The following is a 22,711-nucleotide window of genomic DNA, read 5'->3' on the forward strand; positions in this document are numbered from 1 at the left end:
ATGATGGTAAATTCCGCGACGATTCCTCGTATCCCTTTAGATAAATGGGCAAACTCATTTGTTGATTACATGATTGATAGTTTTTCAGGTGTATTTACTGGAATCAACCAGATAATGACCAGCTTAATAAGCAGTCTCGAATGGGTATTGACCGCTTCTCCTCCGTTAGTAACGGTCGTTGTTTTTGTTCTATTAGCGCTATGGCTAACAGATTGGAAGATAGCTGTATTTACGTGTTTTGGTTTACTTCTTATTATTAGCTTGAATTTATGGGAAGCATCGATGCTGACCTTATCTCTCGTTTTAGCTTCTACTATTATCTCACTTCTATTTGGCGTTCCTTTAGGCATATTATCACACCGCTTTAACAAAGTTGGAGCAGTGATAAAGCCCATTCTTGATATTATGCAAACAATGCCTGCTTTTGTTTACTTAATTCCGTCCGTACTTTTATTTGGATTAGGGAATGTTACAGCTCTTATTGCTACTTTTATTTTCGCAATGCCGCCTGCCGTTCGTCTGACGCTGCTTGGACTTCAGCAAGTTCCCCAAACCACTTTAGAAGCGGCAGAAGCTTTTGGAGCGACGGAATGGCAAAAATTAATTAAAGTCCAGCTGCCGCTCGCTTTGCCTATGATTATGTCGGGTGTAAACCAGGTTATTATGCTATCTCTTTCGATGGTTGTTATTTCTTCAATGGTCGGTGCAGGAGGCTTGGGTGCTGAGGTATTAAGAAGCATCAGTATGTTGGATGTAGGCTTAGGATTTATCGGCGGGATTGCAGTTGTCATTATTGCCGTTATTTTAGATCGTCTGACGCACCTTTCTACTCAAAAAAGAGAAGGTATTCAATCAAGTAAATAAAATGAATAAAGGTGGGAGTATATGAAACAATCAAAAAAAGTTCTTTTTATTATGCTAACAATCGTCATTATGCTGCTTGTCTCCGCATGCGGCAATAGCAATACGGCAAGCAGCGCGACGACTAAAAAAGAAATTACAATTGGATACATACCATGGGACGAAGCCGTAGCTGTTACGTTTCTATGGAAGGAATTATTAGAGGAAAAAGGTTATAAAGTTAAAGCAGTTCAAAGTGACGTAGCTCCGCTTTTCTCAGGAGTTGCTCAAGGAAACATTGATTTATTTTTGGATGTATGGATGCCGACCACCCATAGTTCTTATATGAAAAGATTTGGAAAACAAGTTGACGTGCTCGGTACTTGGTATGATCAAGCAGATAGCGGATTGGCCGTTCCCGACTACGTAGACGCGCAGTCACTAGCTGATTTAAAAAATAAGAAAGATGAGTTTAACGGAAAGATTATTAGTATTGAACCAGGATCTGGAATAAACGGTCTTACTAAAGATCATGCGATGCCAAGCTATGAGTTAAAAGACTGGAATTTAGTAGAAAGCAGCACAGCCGCCATGTTATCGGAATTAGATAAAGCCATTGCTAATAAAGAACCCATTGTTGTTACGTTATGGCGCCCGCACTGGGCTTTTGAAAAGTATAATCTCAGATACTTAAAAGATCCCAAAAATACGATGAATCCAACTGGACCTGAAAAAATACAGTCGATTAGCAAAAAGGCATTTAAAGAAGATTATCCAGAAGCAGCAAAGTGGATGGAAAATTTTTCTATTAGTGCCGATCAACTAGCATCTTTAGAATCAGAAATTAACAGTGCAAAAGACGAAACAAAAGGTGTGAAAAACTGGATTTCTAAAAATAAAAAAGTGACGGAAAGCTGGGTGAAATAATAGAAGGAAAGGAAAAGAAAAGGCTGTCTCATAAGTGAAGCTATTAACTTAGAGACGGTTTTTTTGTGAGAGAACTTTTTATCTGCAGCTTTTCTAACGGATTAAGTTCGGTAAAAGCTCAATAAATGAAAGTTTTTTAACCTGATATGTAAATTAAAAAAATATATTTAAATTAAAAAAAGTGGCATTGCTTTCTACTATCCAAGTACAATTTAAATAATGAATGCTTTACGTTTCGCATGTAAGTATTTATTTACACCTATATTCTCATAATTTATGTGATTCCCCAAAGCATAAATTACTTTTCATTACCTTATTGTGTACAAAAATATTGTAAGATAGGCTCATGCTTTTAACAGCATGGGCCTATTTTTATAGACAGCTTGAAAATAGATATTTCCAAACTGGAAAATTAATCTTTCCCTCTTGTACAATAAATATTCTTCTGCACAAAAATAGAGTGTATAATAGGAATGTTGAATTGATAGGAAAAAGAGAGAAGCCCTATCAAGTAAAGGAAGATGGAGTGGAGAGTGTGTACTGAAAGTGAAATTGTCCAGCGGCAAAAATAAACATGTTTTTCGAATGCTTCTAGAAGAATATCTAGAATGAAAGTAGGAACATTATGGAAAAGAAAATAAGGTTTGGCATCAAATCCAAAATTATTATTGGATATTTAATTGTTATTGTCTGTTTATTTATTGCATTTATTGTTTTAAACAGTCAAATTTCATCTTTGCAAAAAGAACGAAATTTTATCATTGATCATGATATTGAAGTGCATGATCTGACCAATCGAATTGAAAAACACCTGCTCGATATGGAAACCGGACAAAGAGGCTATATTATTACAGGAGAAGCGAGTTACTTAGAACCTTATAACAGCGCAGCATCAAGTTGGGAAAAAGATTATAATGCACTGTATCAGCTTCTAAATAATAATCCAAATCAGCAGGAGAAACTGGAGAAGATTAAAGGGAGCATTCAAGACTGGATTGAGGCCGCTGGTGAACCGACCATTGCATTAAAAAAAGAAAATAATACAAAAGAGCTTCAGCAGTTTTTTGAGAAAGATCCTGGGCGCCATTATATGGATGATATACGCAGCCAGTTTACTTCTTTTAGAAATGTAGAGAAAAAATCGACTGAAACAAGAGCAACAGAGTTAGACGAGAAAAATCAAAAAATTAAAATTGGACTTTACGGTTTGCTGTTATTTGTTACGCTTATTTCACTTGCTATCGCTATTGTTTTGTCCAATTCTATTGTGAATACGATTAAAGAAGTTACGCAAACGATCAAACGAATTACGGCTGCAAAAGGCGAGTTAAAAGGAAGAATTAAAGTTCGATCTAATGATGAAATTAAAGATTTAGGGATAGCCACGAACGCGTTGTTAGAAAATATTGAAGAGCGAAACTGGCTGCAAACGAACATTGCTCACGCTGTAACGATGTACCAAGGCATAGCATCTGTAGACAAGCTTGCGGAAAAATTTCTCTTTACGGTTTCAGAAATGACAGGAGCTTCTTTCGGAGCATTTTATGTTCGAGAAGAAAATGATAAAGGAGATCTATTCGTCAAACAAGCTGCTTTTGCAGATAGAAAAGGCGACGCGGGAAGAGAAAGCTTTTTAATAGGCGAAGGGCTCATTGGACAAGCTGCTTTAGAAAAAAGAACCCTTGTCATAAACGATGTACCTGACACATACCAGCTCATTGCTTCAGGATTAGGAGACGTAAAACCTAAGAGTATTTTTATTGTACCCGTCTTGTTTGAAGATGAAGTAATTGCAGTCATCGAGCTGGCATCGCTGCACGAATTTACAGTTTTAGAGCAAGAACTTATTAGTCAAGTGATTGAAACGTTTGGTCTCACTATCAATGGTGTAATCAGACGTATGGAAATTGCCCGTCTATTAAAAGAATCTCAGGCGATGACAGAAGAGCTCCAGGCTCAGTCTGAAGAACTTCAAACACAATCAGAAGAACTGCAAATGCAGTCTGAAGAGCTGCGTATGATTAATGAACAGCTAGAAGAAAGAACAAAAGATGCAGAAGAAAAATCGTTTGAATTAGAGGCTGCAAAAGAAGATTTAGAAGAAAAAGCGCATCAGCTGGAATTGAATTCTCAATACAAATCTGAATTCCTTGCTAATATGTCGCACGAGCTTCGAACACCGCTTAATAGCATTCTTATTCTGTCTGAAATGCTTGAGGAAAATGCGGCTAAAACGCTATCTGAAGATGAAGAAGAATATGCTCGTATTATCCATTCTTCAGGAAAAGACTTGTTGGCGTTAATCAACGACATCTTGGATTTATCAAAAGTAGAGTCTGGAAAACTAGATGTCTTGCTTGCTGAGATGAATATGAGTGAGCTTCCAGATCAAATTGAACGTAATTTCAGCCACGTTGCTGAACAGAAAAAAGTACAATTAAAAATTAATAAAGCACAAGATGTACCGGACATCATTCACACAGATGAAAAGAGATTCCAGCAAATTGTGAAAAATCTTTTATCAAATGCATTTAAATTTACGGAATCGGGATCTGTCACAGTATCCATTCAACGAGTAGCTGACCATCGTCTTACAACAGCTATGCGTACAGTGGATACGGATTGCTGGCTAGAAATAGCTGTAGCTGATACAGGGATTGGTATACCAAAAGAAAAGCATCAGCTTATTTTTGAAGCGTTTCAGCAGGCGGATGGAGCTACGGTTCGCAAGTACGGAGGAACGGGACTTGGCTTATCTATTTGCAGTGAGTTTGCAAAATTATTGGGCGGCTGGATTTCCCTAAGCAGTGAAGTAGGAAAAGGAAGTACGTTTACACTCTATCTTCCTAGTCTCTCTAACGGTCTTGTTGACTATAAAAAAGTAAATTTTGCATATGAAGAAGTAGCAGTATCTGTAGAAGAAGCTGAACCTGAAGCAGAAATAACTGAAATTGACCATCCTATACAACCAGTTGAACCTTCATTGCAAGATGATGAAAATGTGTTTCAGGATAAGCGAGTGCTCATCGTAGATGATGACCAGCGCAACATCTTTGCCTTAAAAACTGCGCTAGCTAAACAAGGTATGACCATTATGACAGCTCATAACGGAATAGAGTGTCTTGAAATGATGAAGGATAGTGAACCATTTGATCTCATTTTAATGGATATTATGATGCCGCAAATGGACGGATATGAAGCGATGCAGAAAATTAGAGGAGAGCTAAAGCTTGTTGATTTGCCTATTATTGCATTAACCGCTAAAGCGATGAAAAATGATCGTGAAAAATGCTTGGAAGCTGGAGCATCAGATTATATCAGCAAACCTTTAGATTTAAATCAGCTGTTCTCCGTTATGCGTGTATGGCTAGTAAATTAAGCGGGGTATGAAACATAAATGGATATGAAGCACCTAGATTTAAGTGAAGACTTAGTTATGAATAAAAAAACAGATTTAGAGATTGATTTACTGCTGACGGCTATTTATCGATTAACAGGATTCGATTTCAGGCAGTACGCTAAATCTTCTATCTGTCGCCGGGTCTATAATCGAATGAAAATTGAACGTATTCCAACTGTATCTCGATTGTTAGAAAAAGCGATTCATGAAGAAGAATTTATGAATCAGCTTTTAAATGATTTTTCGATAAATGTAACAGAGATGTTTCGCGATCCAAGCTTTTTTAAAGCATTTCGCACAAAAGTGATTCCGGTATTAAAGGATTATCCAGAAATTCGCATTTGGCACGCTGGCTGTGCAACGGGCGAAGAGGTATTTTCTATGGCGATTCTTTTAGAAGAAGAAGGGTTAATGGATAAAACGGTCATTTACGCAACCGATATGAACGAAGATGTATTAGAAAAAGCAAAACAAGGTGCTTTTTCTTTACGTAAAATGAAGTCATATACAAAAAATTATATTCAAGCCGGTGGAAAGAACGCCTTCTCAGAATATTATCAGACGGACCATCACTATGCATATTTTCATCCGTCGCTGTTAAAAAATATTATCTTTGCTCAGCATAATTTAGTCACGGATCAGTCATTTAATGAATTTCACGTCATCATTTGCCGAAACGTCCTTATTTATTTTACAGCTCAGCTGCAAAATCAAGTGTATAATTTATTTTCAGAAAGCCTGTGTGCAAAAGGATTTCTTGGGCTTGGTGATAAAGAAACGCTTCGCTTTGCTGAAGGAGGAGCTTCTTATATCGAGTTTGCAGGGAACGAGCGCATTTATCAAAAGCAATAAAAAAAGAAAGACCTCATTGGTGAGGTCTTTCTTTATTGTGCTTGTGCTTGAATCATAAGCACGCACATGTCATCAGGCTGATTTAACTTTTGTTCTTCTGAAAAAATTTCATTCATAAATGTCTGCGGATTTGTCCATTTTTGTTCAGTAAGCTTTTGAAGACGAAGAGCAGATTCATTTTCGCAAGGGCCCATTGATTCAAGAGCTCCGTCTGTAAATAGCAAAATTTGCACATCGTTCTCAAAGCTGACAACAGATTTCTGAACGTCCATTTCTTCAAAAAACCCTACAGGGCAGCTTCCTCGTTGAAGAGGAACGAGCATATGTTCATCCACTAACATATAACCTTCTGGATGCCCGGCATTCACATATTCTACTGTCTTAGCTTCCGTATCAATCACTAAATAAATAGCAGTGAAATAGTAAGGGATTTCATCTTTTTCGCTGTGCAATAATTCCATGTAGCGATTCAACTCTGTAATAACCTGCTCAGGGTCTACGAGGGACTTGATAGCTTCTCTGAGCACAGACGAAATAAACATACAAACAAGCGAGGCAGAGATGCCGTGCCCCATCATATCAAAAAGAATAATTCCGTACCGATGCTCGTCAATTTTGTGCCAATAGTACATATCACCTGCTAATTTAAAAGAAGGATAATAAGAAACTTCCATTTGAATATCTTTCTCTCGTAAAGGGGGACTAAGTAAGTTTTGCTGTACGTGCGTAGCTAAATCTAACTCAGTTTGAATTTTCTTTTCATGTTCCGTGTGCCAGTCAATTTCTGCTTTAAGGCGTAAGGCTACCCGCATACGAGCCAGCAGTTCCACTTTATTGATCGGCTTTGTGACGTAATCTGTTCCACCGGCGTCTAGAGCTTCTACTAATTTGCTGCTGTCTTCTAGAGCTGTGACAAAGATAATTGGAATATGTTTTAAGCGTTCTACCTGCTGGATTCGCCTGCAGGCTTCGATTCCATCGATTTCGGGCATCATAATATCAAGTAAAATTAAATCGACCGAATTCGTTTTTGAGTTCTCATCGTCCAGGTTAAGATAGTCAAAAAGGGCATGGGCAGACGTAAGAGACACACAGTTATCGTAGCCAGCGCCTTTTAAAATTTTTTCAATCACAAATAGATTGACTTGATTGTCATCTACTAGAAGAATGGTCATGCTTTATTTCCCCTTATTATGTTTGAAGACTAATGATTGAGTATGTAGTTTTCAAGCATTTTTTATACTTTTTCTGTTTTTCTATTTATCTATTATACAGAAAACACAGCGTTTAGGGTATTTTTTAAGATTATTCTTTTCTATTTAAAAAGCAACTTGTCCCCAGAAAAGGAGATAAATTACTTTTTATAGCAACTTGTATAACGCAAATATCCCGAAAGTCAGTACAACCGCTCCCGAAATATGATTTACCCAAATCAAGCTGTTATTCGTAAACTTCGACCGGGCAAGACTAATAGCAAAACTGAGCGAAAGCCACCAGCAGGCCGATCCTAAAAATACGCCTGCAACCATTGTCAACGCAGAAGCAACATCAAATGCTGATTTACTAATGCCTACACCAGAAAACACGCCAATAAAAAATAAGATCGTCATTGGATTCGTAACCGTTAAAAAAAGAACGGATGTATAAGAACGAAGCAAACCTTCTCCTTTAGCAGCAGCAGCGTGCTCTGCAGGTTGAGAACGAAAAGTTTGTACACCTAAATAACATAAAAATAATCCTCCAATCAGCTGAAGCCAAATCTTTTGGGTTAGTAAAAAGGTTGTAATGAACGTTAGGCCAAACGCAGCGATGCATCCATAAAGAGCATCTGCTGTAGCTGCCCCCAGCCCGGATACAAACCCATGCAATCTCCCTTTAGATAACGTGCGATTAATGCATAAAATACCGATGGGACCGACGGGTGCAGCAACGGAAAAGCCGATCACTAACCCCTTTAGAAAATAAAATAAGTTCATCTTTTAAGTTGCTCCTAAGAAGTTTTTCTTTAGTATAGTACAAAAGCAATCGTGAATGAAGCCAATTTTGAGAAAGTTGTTAACACATATTTTTAGTCTGTTCGGTTACATCATAATGATGTTATAAAAAACATCACTAGCAAATTTATTTTAATCATTAAAAAGTTAAAAAACTAAATTATTTTACACAGAAAATTAAATGTAGTAAAATAATTCACTGTTACATATATAGAAAGATCTACCACTAAAAAGTAGTCATTCGTAATGAGATGAAGAGAGGTTAGTCATCATGAGTAATCTGTTTGCAAAAAAAGATGTTAACAAGCTATTAGAGGAAAATGCGGCAAAAGAATCAACTAAGACACTAGGGTTATTTGATGTGATTTTGATGGGAGTAGGAGCAACCATTGGGACAGGAGTTCTGGTTATAGCAGGGTTAGTTGCCGCGAGGGATGCAGGGCCCTCGGTCTCCATTTCCTTTGTTATTTCTGCAGTAGCCTGTATTCTTGTTGCGCTGTGTTATGCAGAATTTGGTTCAGCTATTCCAAGTTCGGGAGGCGCATATACATACATATATGTTTCACTAGGGAAATTTGTAGCGCATTTGATAGGATGGTCCATCGTAGGATGCTATACGGTATCTTTAGCTTCCGTAGCGGGCGGATGGTCATCTTATGTGAATAATGTGCTTACTGAATTTGGTATTAGACTTCCTGAATCGTTCACGGCCATACCAAGCGGTGGAGGTATTATTAATCTTCCTGCGGTATTTATTGTCCTGTGCATGTCGTTTTTATTAACAAGAGGGGTAAAAGAAAGTAAAAAAATAAATAACTTAATGGTTTTAATCAAGATAGGTATTGTTCTGTTATTTGTAGCCGTCGGCGTCTTTTTTATTCATACAAATAACTGGCACCCATTTACTCCTTTTGGTGTGAAAGGAATCTTTGCAGGCGCAGCTTCCGTCTTTTTTGCATATAACGGATTTGATGCCATTTCTACTTCGGCAGAAGAAGTGAAAAATCCGCAAAGAAACTTGCCGCTAGGCATTTTGATTGCACTAAGTGTTTGTACAGTCATTTACGTAGTAATTGCATTAGTATTAACAGGAATGGTTTCTTATAAAGAGCTAAACGTAGGCGATGCGTTGTCATATGCGCTCAATAGTATAGGACAAGAATGGGCAGCGCTCATTGTATCTATAGGAGCGGTTATTGGTATTATGGCCGTCGTATTTGCTTATTTGTTTGTCGTGCCTCGCATACTGATGTCAATGAGCCATGATGGATTATTGCCGTCTCTTTTTGCGAAAGTAAACCGAAAAAACAGCGAACCTGTCATATCCACATGGCTTGTGGGCGCATTAGGCGCTGTTGTAGCTGGTTTTGTTGATTTAAAACAGCTGGCAGATTTAGCGAATATGCTAGCGATTGTCACGTTTGCTGCCGTTTCATTTTCGATTTTGGTTCTGCGAAAAACTCAGCCTAACCTAAAGCGCGGTTTCAAAGTACCTTTTGTACCATTTATTCCGATTATTGCTATTCTTTGCTGTATCTTTCTTATGTTCAACTTATCAATGAAAACGTGGATGTATTCAATCGGCTGGATGCTGATTGGCGTCTTTATTTACGTTGGATACGGTAGAAATAAAAAGAGCGTTTAGCAAAAAAAAGACTCTAAGCGAACAAGCTAGAGTCTTTTTGTGTATATATTTATCTTGAAAGTGAGCTATGAATATAACGTAAAAATTTATTTGAGACATATGTCCTTTTTATTTTAGGAAATGTTATTGTTTAATAAAAGAAACCGTTATGATGGAGAGGAAAACATGAGGGAAATTACGAGTGAGAAAAAGCTGATGGAGTATATAAATACTTATAAATTAGAGTCGGTTTTCAAAAAAGAGTTACTACCGCATTTGTCACTGTATGATGTTGAGGCAGGAGAACGTCTTTGTTCTCAAGGAGACGCGTCTCACTGTTTGTACATATTGGTGAAAGGCAAGGTTAAAGTTTATACCATATCGCCCGAAGGCAAGACGCTTGTTCTTTCCTTTAAGCAGCCCCTTGAAGTAATAGGCGATATTGAGTATGTACAAGATGTTGATATTATGAATACGGTTGAAGCCGTTTCACCTTTAGTTGTTATCGGTATATCATACAAACGATTAAAGCAGCATGCGAGCAATGATCCACAGCTGCTGACGTTTTTACTGGAAATGCTCACAAAAAAGTTTTGCGCAAAATCGAACTCGCTAAGCTTTAATTTAATGTACCCAGTTGAAGTGCGGCTGGCTAGCTACTTGCTCTCTATTTTTTGTGAAGAATCACATTTGGTTATGAACCAAAAAACAGAAAGCCTAAAAGATATAGCTAATTTAATCGGAACGACTTACCGGCATTTAAATCGTGTTCTTCAGAAATTCGTAGCGCAAGGAGTTATTGAAAAAAAGAAAGGCTCCATTATTCTTAAAGATAAAGAAAAACTGAGCTGTCTAGCAAACGACAATATATACGAGTAGACAAAGTAATAGATTAGTTGAAGGAGAGAGAGAGAAGAATGAAAACATACCGAACGCTTCTATTTGACATTGATAATACGCTTTTAGATTTTAACGCAGCCGAAGAGCAGGCTTTACAGCTTCTTTTTGCTAACCACGATATTCCGTTGACTGAGGAAAGCAAAAAACGTTATAGTATGATAAACCAGGGGTTATGGACAGCTTTTGAAGAAAATAAAATAAGCCGTGAGCAAGTTGTAAATACTCGCTTTTCTACTCTATGTAAAGAATATGGAATAGAAAAAGACGGAAAGCTACTTGAAGCAGAGTACCGAACGTATTTGAACAATGGCCATCAGCTAATTGACGGAGCATTTGAGGTAATTAAAAACCTGAGCTGTCACTATGAGTTATATGTTGTTACAAATGGCGTATCGGCTACGCAATATAAACGCCTTCAGGACTCAGGTCTATATCCTTATTTTAAAGAAGTATTTGTTTCAGAAGATACGGGCTTTCAAAAGCCTATGAAGGAATATTTTGATTATGTTTTTTCACGTATAACAGAGTTGTCCGTACATGAAACATTAATTATTGGAGATTCTTTGAGTGCAGACATTCAAGGCGGGCAGCTAGCCGGTATTGATACGTGTTGGTTTAATCCGCAGAAAAAAAAGAATGATACAAATTGGAATTCTACCCATGAAATAGGAAGGCTTCAAGAGCTTTATATCCTGCTGAACGTAAATAATGAAGTAGCTTCGGTACAAGTGTAAAAGTGTATAAACGTTAGAAAACGCAAAAAGTGCTAACCTTTTCTTTAAACAAAAAGGGTTGGCACTTTTTCTATTTTACGGCTTTCAAAGGCTTAAAATCTGCTAGGGATATTGGTCTATAAATAGGATGGTTAAAGTAATCAATACAAATTTAAACAGTTTTATCTCAAAAGCAATAGGGTATTTTAACAATATCCCAGATAAAGTAAGTAACTAGGAGGTCGTAAAAGATGATTAATGGAAAAAGTTTATCTCGTTCAGGAAAGAGTTCATATAGAAGAGAAACAGCGGTTGGAAAAACAGGAATGGTAGCCAGTGCCCATCCAATTGCAACCGACGCCGGAGAACAGGTACTAAGAGCTGGAGGTAATGCAATTGATGCAGCAATTGCCGTTCAGTTTGGGCTCAACGTTGGAGAACCGATGATGACCGGTATTGGAGGCAGCGGCTTTTTTATGGTATACCACAATGAAAGCAAAACAACTAAAATTTTTGACGGGCATTCTCAGGCTCCTAAAGCAGCTTATCCTGAAATGTTTCTTGATGAAGATAAAGAAGTTATTCCGTTTAGAAAGCGTTCTACTCATGCAACGGCAATTGGAATTCCAGGGATTTTAAAGGCGATGGAAGCAGCTCGTAAAGAATATGGAACAAAACCCCTTGCTGAATTGATTGAACCGGCTGCCAAAGCAGCAGAAGTAGGTGTGGAAACAAACTGGGTGCTTGGAGATATTTTAAAAACATATGCCTATCGACTAGGAGAACATGCTAAGCAGCTATATTCCCCAAACGGCAAGCCTATGCAAGAAGGAGATATGATTAATAAAAAAGATCTTGCTAAAACATTCCGCATTCTTCAAGAAAAAGGTATTGAGGCTTTTTATGAAGGTGAAATTGCAGAAGCCATTATTTCAACGATAAAAGAGCACGGCGGTTTTATGGAACTATCGGATTTGAAAGAATACGAGATTAAGATCGATGAGCCCGTGTGGGGAGATTATAAAGGATACCGAATTGCTTCTTCTAACATGCCTAGTGCAGGAGGAGCCACCGTGCTGCAAATCTTAAAGCTATTAGAGGACTTTGATGTGTCTCAGTACGACGTGAAATCTTGGGAAAAGTATTATTTGTTTGCAGAAGCTATGCGCATTGCATTTTCAGATAAAATTGCATTCTCTGGAGATCCAGCCTACAGTGATATTCCATTAAAAGGGCTTTTAAATGATGAATATATAAAGGAACGTCAAAAATTGATTAATTGGAAGCATAAAAATGAGAAAGTTGATTTTGGCAACCCGTGGAATTACGAGAAAGGCCAAAAAGTGAATGTTGTGCGTCAGCCTTATGAACCTGAACGTGAGCTTAGTGAAACAACTCACTTTACGGTAGTTGACCGCTGGGGCAATATTGTCGCTTGTACATCAACTGTGGAACATCCTTTTGGTACAGGAATTATGGTTAAAGACCATGGGTTTTTACTCAATAACGAGCTTACTGATTTTGATGCTATTCCTGGAGGGTTAAATCAAGCGGATGCAGGAAAGCGTCCGGTTAGCTGTAAAAGCCCAACCATCGTTTTTAAAGACAGCGAACCGGTACTCACTTTAGGGTCTCCAGGCGGACCAACGATTGTAGGGTCTGTATTTCAAACGCTTATTAATGTCTTAGACTATGGAATGGATATAAAAGAAGCCATTGAAGAACCAAGAATTTTTAATAGTACAGGATCACTTATCGGTTGGGAAGCCGGAGTGGATATGAATGCAAAAGGAGAGCTAGAAGCCATGGGGTTTAATTTTGGAGATGAGCCATTCCCAATCGGAAATGTTCAAGGTATTCAAATTGATAAAGAAACCGGCCGTTTATATGGAGCAGCTGATTCCAGCCGTGAAGGAAAAGCAACTGGTTTAGACTCTTAATATTCAAAAAATGCATTATACGCTCTCTCTTTTTACAAAAGGGAGAGCGTATAATGCATTAAAAAAGATAAAAATGAGTAGGTAAAAAGAAGGAATATTTTTTTCTGAAAACATACTTTAGACCTTTATTATTATCATCCTAATCTTTAGAAAGGAAAAAGAATAGAACGTTTTCATGTCCGGCTAATAAAAAAAAGGTACTGATTTTTCAAGAGATTGATAAAAACAGAATGGTCGGAAAGTATAAAAAACGGAATAGCGTTTTCAATGCTGGAAAGATAAAGTGTTTAACCATGTAGAAAGTATCAAACGCAACGTCTGGAAATCGTGGTTTGAAATGTAAAAAAAGCCGTACACTTTTGTTGGAAAAACGGTTACATAAAAAAGGCTCTTACACGTAAACTTTGGTCCTAGTTACAGCTCAATGAAAAAGATAAAAATGAGAAATAGCTACATTTGGCATGTTTGACTTTCGTCATTTATCCAAGTAATCTTTTGGTTGAACGGAACCGGTTCTGTTTTCGGATTTTTGATAGCTAATTGAATTAATAAATTTATATTCTTTACTAACACAAAAGGAGAAAACATATGAAAATGAAACGAGTTGCTAAGCATACAACTGCTGCTACATTGGCTGCAGCCCTACTAGTAGGCGGGGGATATCAAACATTTGCTAAAGGAAACGACAGCAAAGACTTTAATAATAGCTACGGAATTTCGCATATTACTCGCGATAATATGGTGAAAATTCCACAGCAGCAAAACAGTGATCAGTTTAAAGTTCCTGCTTTTGATGAATCAACTATTAAAAACATTGCTTCTGCTAAAGGAAAAAATGCATCAGGAAATACAATTGACTTAGATGTATGGGACAGCTGGCCGTTACAAAATGCTGATGGAACAGTAGCGACTTATCATGGATATCAAATTGTGTTTGCCCTAGCAGGTGATCCAAAAGATTCGAATGACACGTCTGTTTATCTTTTCTATAAAAAAGCTGGAGACAAATCAATTGACAGCTGGAAAAACGCTGGAAGAGTGTTTAAAGACAGCGATAAATTCGTTCCGAATGACCCGCATCTTAAAAATCAAACACAAGAATGGTCTGGTTCTGCCACGTTAACAAAAGATGGTAAAGTTCGTTTGTTCTACACGGATTATTCAGGTAAACAATACGGAAAACAAACGTTAACGACAGCTCAAGTGAACATGTCTCAGCCAAACGATAATACGTTAAAAGTTGATGGAGTAGAAGATTACAAGTCAATCTTTGACGGTGACGGAAAGATTTATCAAACGGTTCAGCAGTTTATTGATGAAGGCGGTTATGACACAGGAGATAACCATACGCTAAGAGATCCTCACTACATAGAAGACAACGGACATAAGTACCTTGTTTTCGAAGCTAACACAGGAACAGAAGATGGCTATCAAGGCGAAGACTCTCTATATAACAGAGCATACTACGGAGGAAACAATCCTTTCTTCCAATCTGAAAAGAAAAAGCTTCTTGAAGGATCTAATAAAGAAAAAGCTTCTTTAGCAAACGGGGCTTTGGGCATTATTGAGTTAAATGATGACTATACGCTCAAAAAAGTAATGAAGCCACTTATTACATCAAACACAGTTACAGACGAAATTGAACGTGCAAACATTTTCAAAAAAGATGGAAAATGGTACTTGTTCACCGATTCTCGCGGATCTAAAATGACGATTGATGGAATCGGACAAGATGATGTGTATATGCTAGGCTATGTTTCAAATACGTTAACAGGAAAATATAAGCCTTTAAATGATACAGGATTAGTTCTTCATATGGATTTAGATCCTAATGATAAAACATTTACGTATTCTCACTTTGCTGTACCTCAAACAAAAGGCGATAATGTCGTTATTACAAGCTACATGACAAATAGAGGCTTTTATGAAGACAACCACTCTACATTTGCACCAAGCTTCTTAGTGAACATTGACGGTTCAAAAACATCTGTTGTAAAAGATAGTGTTCTTGAGCAAGGTCAGTTAACAGTAGACGAAGACTGAGCGCTTTGCAATAGCAATAAAAGAAAATGGTGATTGTAATCACCATTTTCTTTTGTTTTATTCGATATAGACAAAAAAGAGAAAGGTGGGGGTTTGTTTGAAGAAAAAAGGTGCTTATAAATGGATAACGCTTGCCGTTCTTTTAGTTATAATAGCCGGACTTATTATAACAGCCGTATCCAAAAAAGAGGATACAAAAGACCCAGGAAAAGAAAAAGAGAATAAAAGTGAATCCACTTATCGCCCGGTGTATCACTTTAGTACGCCTGATAAATGGAAAAATGATCCTCAAAAGCCCATTTATTTTGACGGGAAATATCATTACTATTACTTATACAATCATGATTATCCTAAAGGGAACGGGACGGAATGGCGACATGCAACGTCTAAAGATTTGGTTCATTGGAAAGATGAAGGAGTAGCTATTCCAAAGTATACAAATAAAAATGGCGATATATGGTCCGGATCCGTTGTAGAGGATAAAGATAACACAGCAGGCTTTGGTAAAGACGCAATTGTAGCGATTATGACCCAGCCTTCTGCCGATGGACAAAAGCAAGAACAGTATCTATGGTATAGTACCGATAGAGGAAAAACCTTTAAATCGTATAGCAAAAATCCTATCATGCCTAATCCAGGCACCAAAGATTTTAGAGATCCCAAAGTCATATGGGATAATGAACATGACAAGTGGGTTCTCGTCATGTCAGAAGGTGAAAAAATCGGATTTTATGAATCTTCTAATCTAAAGGATTGGACGTATACGGGAGGATTTGTAACTAAAGATATTGGCATTACCGAATGTCCAGATCTTTTTCAAATGAAGGCAGATGACGGGACAGTTAAGTGGGTTCTCGGGACAAGTGCAAATGGAAAAGAAAGCGGAAAGCCAAACACCTATGCTTATTGGACAGGAAATTACGATGGAACAACATTCACTCCCGATATGGACGAGCCGCAATGGCTCGATCATGGCTTCGATTGGTACGGAGGAGTCACGTTTGAAGACGGTAAAAATAAAGATTCCTTAGAAAAACGCTACGCTTTTGCATGGATGAACAACTGGGATTATCCAGATAAGACGCCAACGATGAAAGAAGGGTTTAACGGCTTCGATTCAGTAACCCGTGAAATTACGCTTTCAAAACAAGACGACGATCAGTACAGCCTGTTATCAAAGCCTGTCGAAGAATTAAATCAGCTAACTGATTCAACAAACTCTGTTGAACAAGTAGAAGTAAACGGAGAGAAAAAGTTAAAGATAAAAGGTGAAGCTTATCAGCTTGATACAGATATTTCATGGTCAGATGCAGAAAATGTAGGCTTACGACTTCGAGAGTCCGCAGATCAAAAGCGGCACATTGATGTGGGCATTTTTGCAAAAGATAACGTCTCATATGTGAACAGAAGCTATAGCAATCAGCCTGATCAAAGCAAAAAGTATGTGGAAAGCCGTGATTACTTTAATGCAGGCAAGAAGAATGTTCATTTGAAAATATTGGTAGATAAAACAAGCATTGAAGTCTTTGTTGATGATGGAAAAACCGTGCATTCTAGCGAAGTGTTTCCGCGTCACAACGACCAAGGAATTACGCTTTTCTCTCAAGGAGGAACGTCTCTCTTTAAAAATATAGAAATCAAACATCTTCGCTCTCTTCAGTAATTTCCCTACTTTTAAAAAGAAGGAGCAGAATATCGCCTTATTGTGGTTTAGGACTAGATAGAAAGGGTACATGTCTACTAACAGCAAATGAAAGGGTGTTTATTCAAATGGAAGAGAAAATGAGACAACTAATAGAGGGACTTAATACCGATTTAGCGGGTGAATATTCGGCGGTTATTCAGTACACTTACTATGCGTCTACAGTAACCGGCCTAGAATATCAAATTTTAAAACCTTTCTTTGAAGGAGAAATTCCTGATGAGCAAGGACATGCCCTTTATTTATCAGAAAAAATCAAAAACCTTGGCGGTGAGCCAACAACAAAGCCGGCTGAGGTGAAGCACGTCTCAAACGTGACGGAAATGCTTAAAGAAGCGAGCAAGGCTGAAAAAGAAACTATCCAGCGCTACGAAGAGCGTAAGAAGCAAGCAGAAGAGTTAGGTTTAACAGAGCTTGTTGTAAAGCTTGAAGATATGATTGCAGATGAAACAAATCATATGGAAGAAATGGAACGTTTATTAAAAGATCCCCGATTAAGTTGATCATACAAAATACGTAAAAGCATCCCGTACCAAGTGTTACGGGGTGTTTTTTTGCAATTTAAAAAGGAAATAAAACATCATGTACGCATGTTTCTATCAATGAGATGAAAGTCATATTTTTGAAATTATCTATCGCTTTGAAAAAATTTATAGTAAAATAATTATTTGGCTGCATATGGCAGCAACTATATGCGGGGCATCACATACATATAAAGGCTAAAAGGGTATCCGTATATTGAAACCGCTTTTATCTTCTATAAGAAAAACCATGGTATGCCCGCAGTTGCAAGGAGAGAGAAAGATGAGGAAACGAATCATGACAGCGCTGCTGCTTGTCACTGTTTTAGCTGCAATGGAAGGAACCATTGTCAGTACGGCTGTTCCAAGAATTACAAGTGATTTGTCGGGCATTGAGCTAGTTAGCTGGGTATATGCCATTTATATGCTGACAACTGCTGTATCTACACCTATATACGGAAAGTTAGCGGATCTATTCGGCCGCAAAAAAGTTATGCTTGTTGGAATCATTATTTTCTTAATCGGATCGATACTTTGCGGACTTAGCTTTTCGATGCAACAATTAATTGTCTATAGAGCTATCCAAGGGCTGGGCGCCGGGGTCGTTATGCCGCTTACAATGATTATTATTGGGGACTTGTATGAAGAAGCAAAAGAAAGAGCCAAAGCGCAAGGGTGGATTAGCGCAGTTTGGGGAGTTGCGGGAGTTCTCGGGCCTCTTCTTGGGGGATTCTTAGTGGATACGCTGTCTTGGCGCTATATTTTCTTTTTAAATATACCGTTTGGACTAATGGCTTTTTTTGTTCTTTTAGTAAACTATAAAGAAGAAGTGGTAAAAGAAAAACGCTATATCGATTATATTGGAGCGGTGACTTTTTCAGTGGGAACAATTGCGTTTTTATACGCGCTTTTAACCGGAAGTCAGCATCAAAACTGGGGAGATCCGACCATTATAGGGTTATTTGTTCTAGCTGTTCTAACATTCATTGGCTTTATTTATATAGAAAAGAAATCTCCCGAACCTCTTATCCCGCTTGAACTGTTTTCCATTCGAAGTGTATCTGTTATAAACTTATTAACACTTCTTGTGGGATCAGTAGTTATTAGTATTACGGTCTACCTTCCAATTTGGAGTCAAGGAGTGCTGGGGAAAAGTGCAACCGCTGCTGGTTTTGTATTAATGCCTATGCCAGTATGCTGGACGATTGGTTCACTGCTTTCAGGGAATTTAGTAGGGCGTCTTAAAACGCACTCTATCCTTACGCTGGGCACGGCAATTGTAAGTACAGCTTGTTTTATGCTGTTTTTAGTTTCCACCCACTCACCCGTATTTTTAATTTATGTAGCCGTTGGGGTCCTTGGGTTAGGAATGGGGATTATTACGCCTATTTTTATGCTAGTTATTCAATCAGCGGTCCCGGCTAGCAAAAGAGGAGTAGCGGTGGCTCTTAATACGTTTACAAATACATTTAGTCAAACGCTAGGTTCTGCGGTGTTTGGTACAATCTTTAATTTAGTGACACTTTCACAAGCAAAGAAATTAGGGCAAGAAAATTTAAATGCTTCGTTTGAGACAGGCGGAGTACCAGCAGAAGAACTGTCAAAGCTGCATGAAATTCTTGCATCAGGTGTTCACATTATTTACAGTGGAACGTTTTTAGCTGCATTACTAAGCTTTGCTGTTTCATGCTTATTAGTAAAAAACGGACATAAAAAAATAAAGAACATCTCTATGCAAAAGTAACGGAAGAGATTGCTACAAAAGTATTTTAATTGAAGGACAATCCGAACGAGTTTGATTAAGGACCAAACTCGTTCGGATTTTTTTATTGGTATGGTGAATGTAGGTTTCATGTATGGAGGTGCTTTTAGCTGTTGATTCAGTTATGTATCAGTCTCTTTTTTAAAAGAATTATCAAAGAGAGAAAAAAAGATATTGTCTAATAACGTTCCGGAAAAATCGTTAACAGGAGGAAGAATTTTTATTATTGACGAAAATTTCTTATTTTTTGTTTTTTTAGTATGGACATTTACCTAGTTGTTTATTATTATGAATTCTATAAGTATTGAATTTTAAGCGCTTCCAAAAGAAACATTTGTCTTTCTCAGGAATACACTTGATTTTTAATTCATATACTGTAAGTGCTTAGATTAATCTTTTAATGGGGAAAAGAGAGGTTTATAAGACGTATTGAACAACGATGAGGGGGTATGGAAGATGACAAGCAGACGTTTAAAAGAATTCTTGAATAGTAATTTAGAAGATTTAAAAGATAAAGGATTATACAATGTCATTAATCCGGTAGAGGGGCCAAACGGACCTGTGATTCAAATTGAGGGAAAGCAATTAATTAATTTATCATCCAACAATTATTTGGGTCTTGCTACAGACGAGAGGCTTATTAACGCGTGCAACGAAGCTACTGAAAAATACGGAGTGGGGGCTGGAGCTGTCCGAACGATTAATGGAACTCTAGATATTCATATTAAGCTAGAGGAAAAGCTAGCCGAGTTTAAGCATACAGAAGCAGCTATAGCTTATCAGTCTGGCTTTAACTGTAATATGGCAGCCATCTCCGCGGTTATGGATAAACATGATGCGATTTTATCAGATGAGCTGAATCACGCTTCAATTATTGACGGATGCCGGCTATCAAAAGCAAAAATTATTCCTTTTAAGCATTCAGATATGGAAGATCTTCGTGCAAAAGCAGGCGAAGCACAAAAATCCGGTTTATATAATAAAATAATGGTAATTACCGATGGTGTATTCTCAATGGATGGAGACATTGCTAAGCTTCCGGAAATTGTAGAAATCGCAGAGGAATTTGACTTAATCACATACGTAGATGATGCTCACGGGTCAGGCGTATTAGGGAACGGCATGGGCACAGTCAAACATTTTGGCTTATCTGAAAAAGTAGACTTCCAGATTGGAACATTATCAAAAGCGATTGGAGCTGTAGGTGGGTACGTAGCCGGAAAAAAAGACTTAATCGACTGGTTAAAAGTAAGAAGCCGTCCGTTTTTGTTTTCGACTGCTATTACACCAGGCACGGCTGCTGCCTGTATGAAAGCAATTGAAATCCTAAGCACAAGTACAGAGCTGCAGCAGCAAATGTGGGAAAACAGTCGATATTTAAAGCAAGGATTAAAAGAACTAGGCTTTAACATTGGAGAAAGTGAAACACCTATCACTCCGTGCATCATAGGAGATGAAAACCAAACGCAGATTTTTAGTGAGAGATTAATAGAAGAAGGGGTATACGCTAAATCAATTGTTTTCCCAACCGTTCCAAGAGGGACAGGACGCGTTCGCAATATGCCGACGGCTGCTCATACGAAAGAAATGTTAGATGAAGCACTTCGTATCTACAAAAAAGTAGGCAAGGAAATGAAATTAATCTAAACGTTTAATCTAGGCAGTACACGAGGAGGATATTGACATGAAAAAAGTATTAATAACGGGTTCTTTAGGGCAAATCGGTTCTGAGTTAACGACGAAAATGAGAGAGATATATGGTTCAGAAAATATTATTGCCACCGATATTCGCAAAACGACGAGTGATGTCGTGACTTCAGGTCCATTCGAGATTTTAGATGTAACGGATCAGACTGCGTTATTTACGATCGCTAAAAAGCATAAAGTTGATACGATTATTCACTTGGCTGCGCTGTTATCAGCGACAGCCGAGCAAAAACCGCTTCTAGCTTGGAATCTAAATATGGGCGGATTAGTAAATGCGCTCGAAGTAGCACGCGAGCTTCAGTGTCAATTTTTCACTCCAAGTTCAATTGGTGCATTTGGTCCAACGACTCCAAAAGACTGGACGCCGCAGGATACAATTCAACGTCCTACCACGATGTATGGTGTTAATAAAGTAGCGGGTGAATTACTTTGCGATTACTACCACCATAAATTCGGAGTAGATACACGAGGGCTGCGTTTTCCAGGCTTAATTTCATACGTAACGCCTCCAGGTGGAGGAACAACGGACTACGCTGTTGAAATTTATTATGAAGCCGTTAAGCATAAGCGATATACGTCCTATATTGACAAAGGAACATATATGGATATGATGTATATGCCTGATGCATTGAATGCTGTTATCCAACTAATGGAAGCAGACGGTTCTAAGCTTAAGCACCGAAATTCATTTAACGTTTCTGCCATGAGTTTTGATCCAGAACAAATGGCGACTGAAATCAGAAAAACGATTCCGGAATTTGTTCTGAATTACCAAGTAGATCCTGTTCGACAAGCAATTGCTGAAAGCTGGCCTAACCATATAGATTCCAGCTGTGCGATAGAAGAGTGGGGATTTAAAACAGAATATAACCTAGAAAAAATGACGAGAGAGATGCTGGGAAAGTTAAAAGTTGAATCACAGCTTGTCTTAACGTAAGTAGAGAAAAATGATTTCTTCCTTGAAAGTAAAGTAAGCGCTTACAAAAAGGTAGGTTACTTGTTTATGCAAGTTCTACTTCGTAACAGTGGTGGACAGTACACATAGATCTCCTGATCCTTTAAGTGAGCGCTCGTTCGTTGAATAATTAGCACCTTTTTAGGTGCCGTCTGTTAAAATAATAAGGGGGTAGAAGGGAGGGAATGACAGTTGAGCAATAAATTTCAACAAGTTAATGATTTTTCAATGGGAAGATTAACATCTTTACTCGTTCTTTTACATAATACGGAACTAGCTGAAGGTATTGAAAAGGAAATTAATGAGAGAGGATACAGCTATACAGTAGGAAAAGTCGGAGCGATGGAGCTGTCTAAAGTCGTGGCGGCAATTGAAACGAGCGCCAAGACAAACAAAATTATTAATGCCCAGTCGTACCGGGAAGTTCACGCTCTTTATCATGCTATACTTGAAGCCATTCAAGGAGTTAGTCGAGGAACGCTTCAGTTGGGTGATATTTTACGAACGGTAGGACTCACATTTTCAATCGTGCGCGGAAAAATTGAGTTTTCAGGATCAAGCGATGAATGGATTAGCGTTTGTGTGTATGGAACGATAGGTGCGCCTAAAAAAGGCTTTGAACATGATACATTAGGCTTTGGTTTTAACCACATTTAAAAAATAATGAACGAAATAGTATGAATGTAAAAAGTGAGAGATGTACATAGCTGCTTTAAAGAAGATATTTTTCTTATTGAAAGGTTCTGTGCGGCGTGTTAACATAATGATTAATATAATAACTGCCTTTAAGACGGTCCAGAGAGGCCGAAAAGGACGGATCACTCATTTACT

General features: G+C 37.9%; 17 protein-coding genes. 15 read left to right on the forward strand and 2 right to left on the reverse strand.

Going from position 1 to position 22,711, the window contains the following annotated elements; genetic code table 11:
* The 4 genes from OK414_RS07570 to OK414_RS07585 all read left to right on the forward strand — a co-directional run bounded on the left by OK414_RS07570 (position 1) and on the right by OK414_RS07585 (position 6,019).
* On the forward strand, positions 1–864 hold the full coding sequence (locus OK414_RS07570) for an ABC transporter permease (protein ID WP_016763567.1): 864 nt from the start codon (positions 1–3) through the stop codon (positions 862–864).
* 21 nt (positions 865–885) lie between these two features.
* Entirely contained in the window at positions 886–1,767 is an 882-nt protein-coding gene (locus tag OK414_RS07575; protein WP_216874694.1) for a glycine betaine ABC transporter substrate-binding protein, read from the forward strand.
* A 625-nt stretch (positions 1,768–2,392) separates the two neighbouring features.
* Entirely contained in the window at positions 2,393–5,146 is a 2,754-nt protein-coding gene (locus tag OK414_RS07580) for a CHASE3 domain-containing protein (protein ID WP_263045397.1), read from the forward strand.
* Positions 5,147–5,164: 18 nt separating this feature from the next.
* The gene (locus OK414_RS07585; protein ID WP_016763571.1) at positions 5,165–6,019 is read left to right on the forward strand and encodes a CheR family methyltransferase; all 855 of its coding nucleotides are present in this window, start codon (positions 5,165–5,167) and stop codon (positions 6,017–6,019) included.
* 32 nt (positions 6,020–6,051) lie between these two features.
* On the opposite strand, the gene OK414_RS07590 is transcribed toward OK414_RS07585, so the two are convergent.
* Both OK414_RS07590 and OK414_RS07595 read right to left on the reverse strand, forming a co-directional pair.
* Positions 6,052–7,194: a SpoIIE family protein phosphatase gene (locus OK414_RS07590; protein ID WP_016763572.1), complete on the reverse strand. Its 1,143-nt coding sequence runs from the start codon at positions 7,192–7,194 to the stop codon at positions 6,052–6,054.
* Positions 7,195–7,380: 186 nt separating this feature from the next.
* Positions 7,381–7,995, reverse strand: coding sequence for a LysE family translocator (locus OK414_RS07595; RefSeq protein WP_016763573.1), 615 nt, complete (start codon positions 7,993–7,995; stop codon positions 7,381–7,383).
* Positions 7,996–8,284: 289 nt separating this feature from the next.
* Between OK414_RS07595 and OK414_RS07600 the strand changes: the two genes are divergently transcribed.
* The 11 genes from OK414_RS07600 to hutP all read left to right on the forward strand — a co-directional run bounded on the left by OK414_RS07600 (position 8,285) and on the right by hutP (position 22,537).
* Entirely contained in the window at positions 8,285–9,658 is a 1,374-nt protein-coding gene (locus OK414_RS07600) for an amino acid permease (protein ID WP_205662555.1), read from the forward strand.
* A gap of 165 nt (positions 9,659–9,823) precedes the next feature.
* The gene (locus OK414_RS07605) at positions 9,824–10,516 is read left to right on the forward strand and encodes a Crp/Fnr family transcriptional regulator (RefSeq protein ID WP_095379895.1); all 693 of its coding nucleotides are present in this window, start codon (positions 9,824–9,826) and stop codon (positions 10,514–10,516) included.
* A gap of 38 nt (positions 10,517–10,554) precedes the next feature.
* Complete coding sequence (locus OK414_RS07610; RefSeq protein ID WP_205662557.1) at positions 10,555–11,271, forward strand: YjjG family noncanonical pyrimidine nucleotidase; 717 nt, start codon at positions 10,555–10,557, stop codon at positions 11,269–11,271.
* 230 nt (positions 11,272–11,501) lie between these two features.
* A complete protein-coding gene (gene ggt, locus OK414_RS07615; protein WP_263045396.1) occupies positions 11,502–13,190 on the forward strand; it encodes a gamma-glutamyltransferase in 1,689 nt (562 codons plus the stop codon).
* A gap of 588 nt (positions 13,191–13,778) precedes the next feature.
* Complete coding sequence (locus OK414_RS07620) at positions 13,779–15,233, forward strand: glycoside hydrolase family 68 protein (protein WP_016763578.1); 1,455 nt, start codon at positions 13,779–13,781, stop codon at positions 15,231–15,233.
* 97 nt (positions 15,234–15,330) lie between these two features.
* Entirely contained in the window at positions 15,331–16,896 is a 1,566-nt protein-coding gene (locus OK414_RS07625) for a glycoside hydrolase family 32 protein (RefSeq protein WP_034653250.1), read from the forward strand.
* 107 nt (positions 16,897–17,003) lie between these two features.
* Entirely contained in the window at positions 17,004–17,438 is a 435-nt protein-coding gene (locus OK414_RS07630) for a ferritin-like domain-containing protein (RefSeq protein WP_013056263.1), read from the forward strand.
* Positions 17,439–17,739: 301 nt separating this feature from the next.
* Entirely contained in the window at positions 17,740–19,200 is a 1,461-nt protein-coding gene (locus OK414_RS07635; protein WP_016763581.1) for an MDR family MFS transporter, read from the forward strand.
* 474 nt (positions 19,201–19,674) lie between these two features.
* Complete coding sequence (locus OK414_RS07640; RefSeq protein ID WP_013082466.1) at positions 19,675–20,865, forward strand: glycine C-acetyltransferase; 1,191 nt, start codon at positions 19,675–19,677, stop codon at positions 20,863–20,865.
* A gap of 37 nt (positions 20,866–20,902) precedes the next feature.
* Positions 20,903–21,862 (forward strand): L-threonine 3-dehydrogenase, encoded by a 960-nt coding sequence (locus OK414_RS07645; protein ID WP_016763582.1) that lies wholly within the window; start codon positions 20,903–20,905, stop codon positions 21,860–21,862.
* Positions 21,863–22,072: 210 nt separating this feature from the next.
* Positions 22,073–22,537: a hut operon transcriptional regulator HutP gene (gene hutP / locus OK414_RS07650; protein ID WP_013056267.1), complete on the forward strand. Its 465-nt coding sequence runs from the start codon at positions 22,073–22,075 to the stop codon at positions 22,535–22,537.
* Positions 22,538–22,711: the final 174 nt, after the last annotated feature.

Source organism: Priestia sp. JV24 (assembly GCF_025910025.1).
Lineage (GTDB): Bacteria > Bacillota > Bacilli > Bacillales > Bacillaceae_H > Priestia > Priestia megaterium.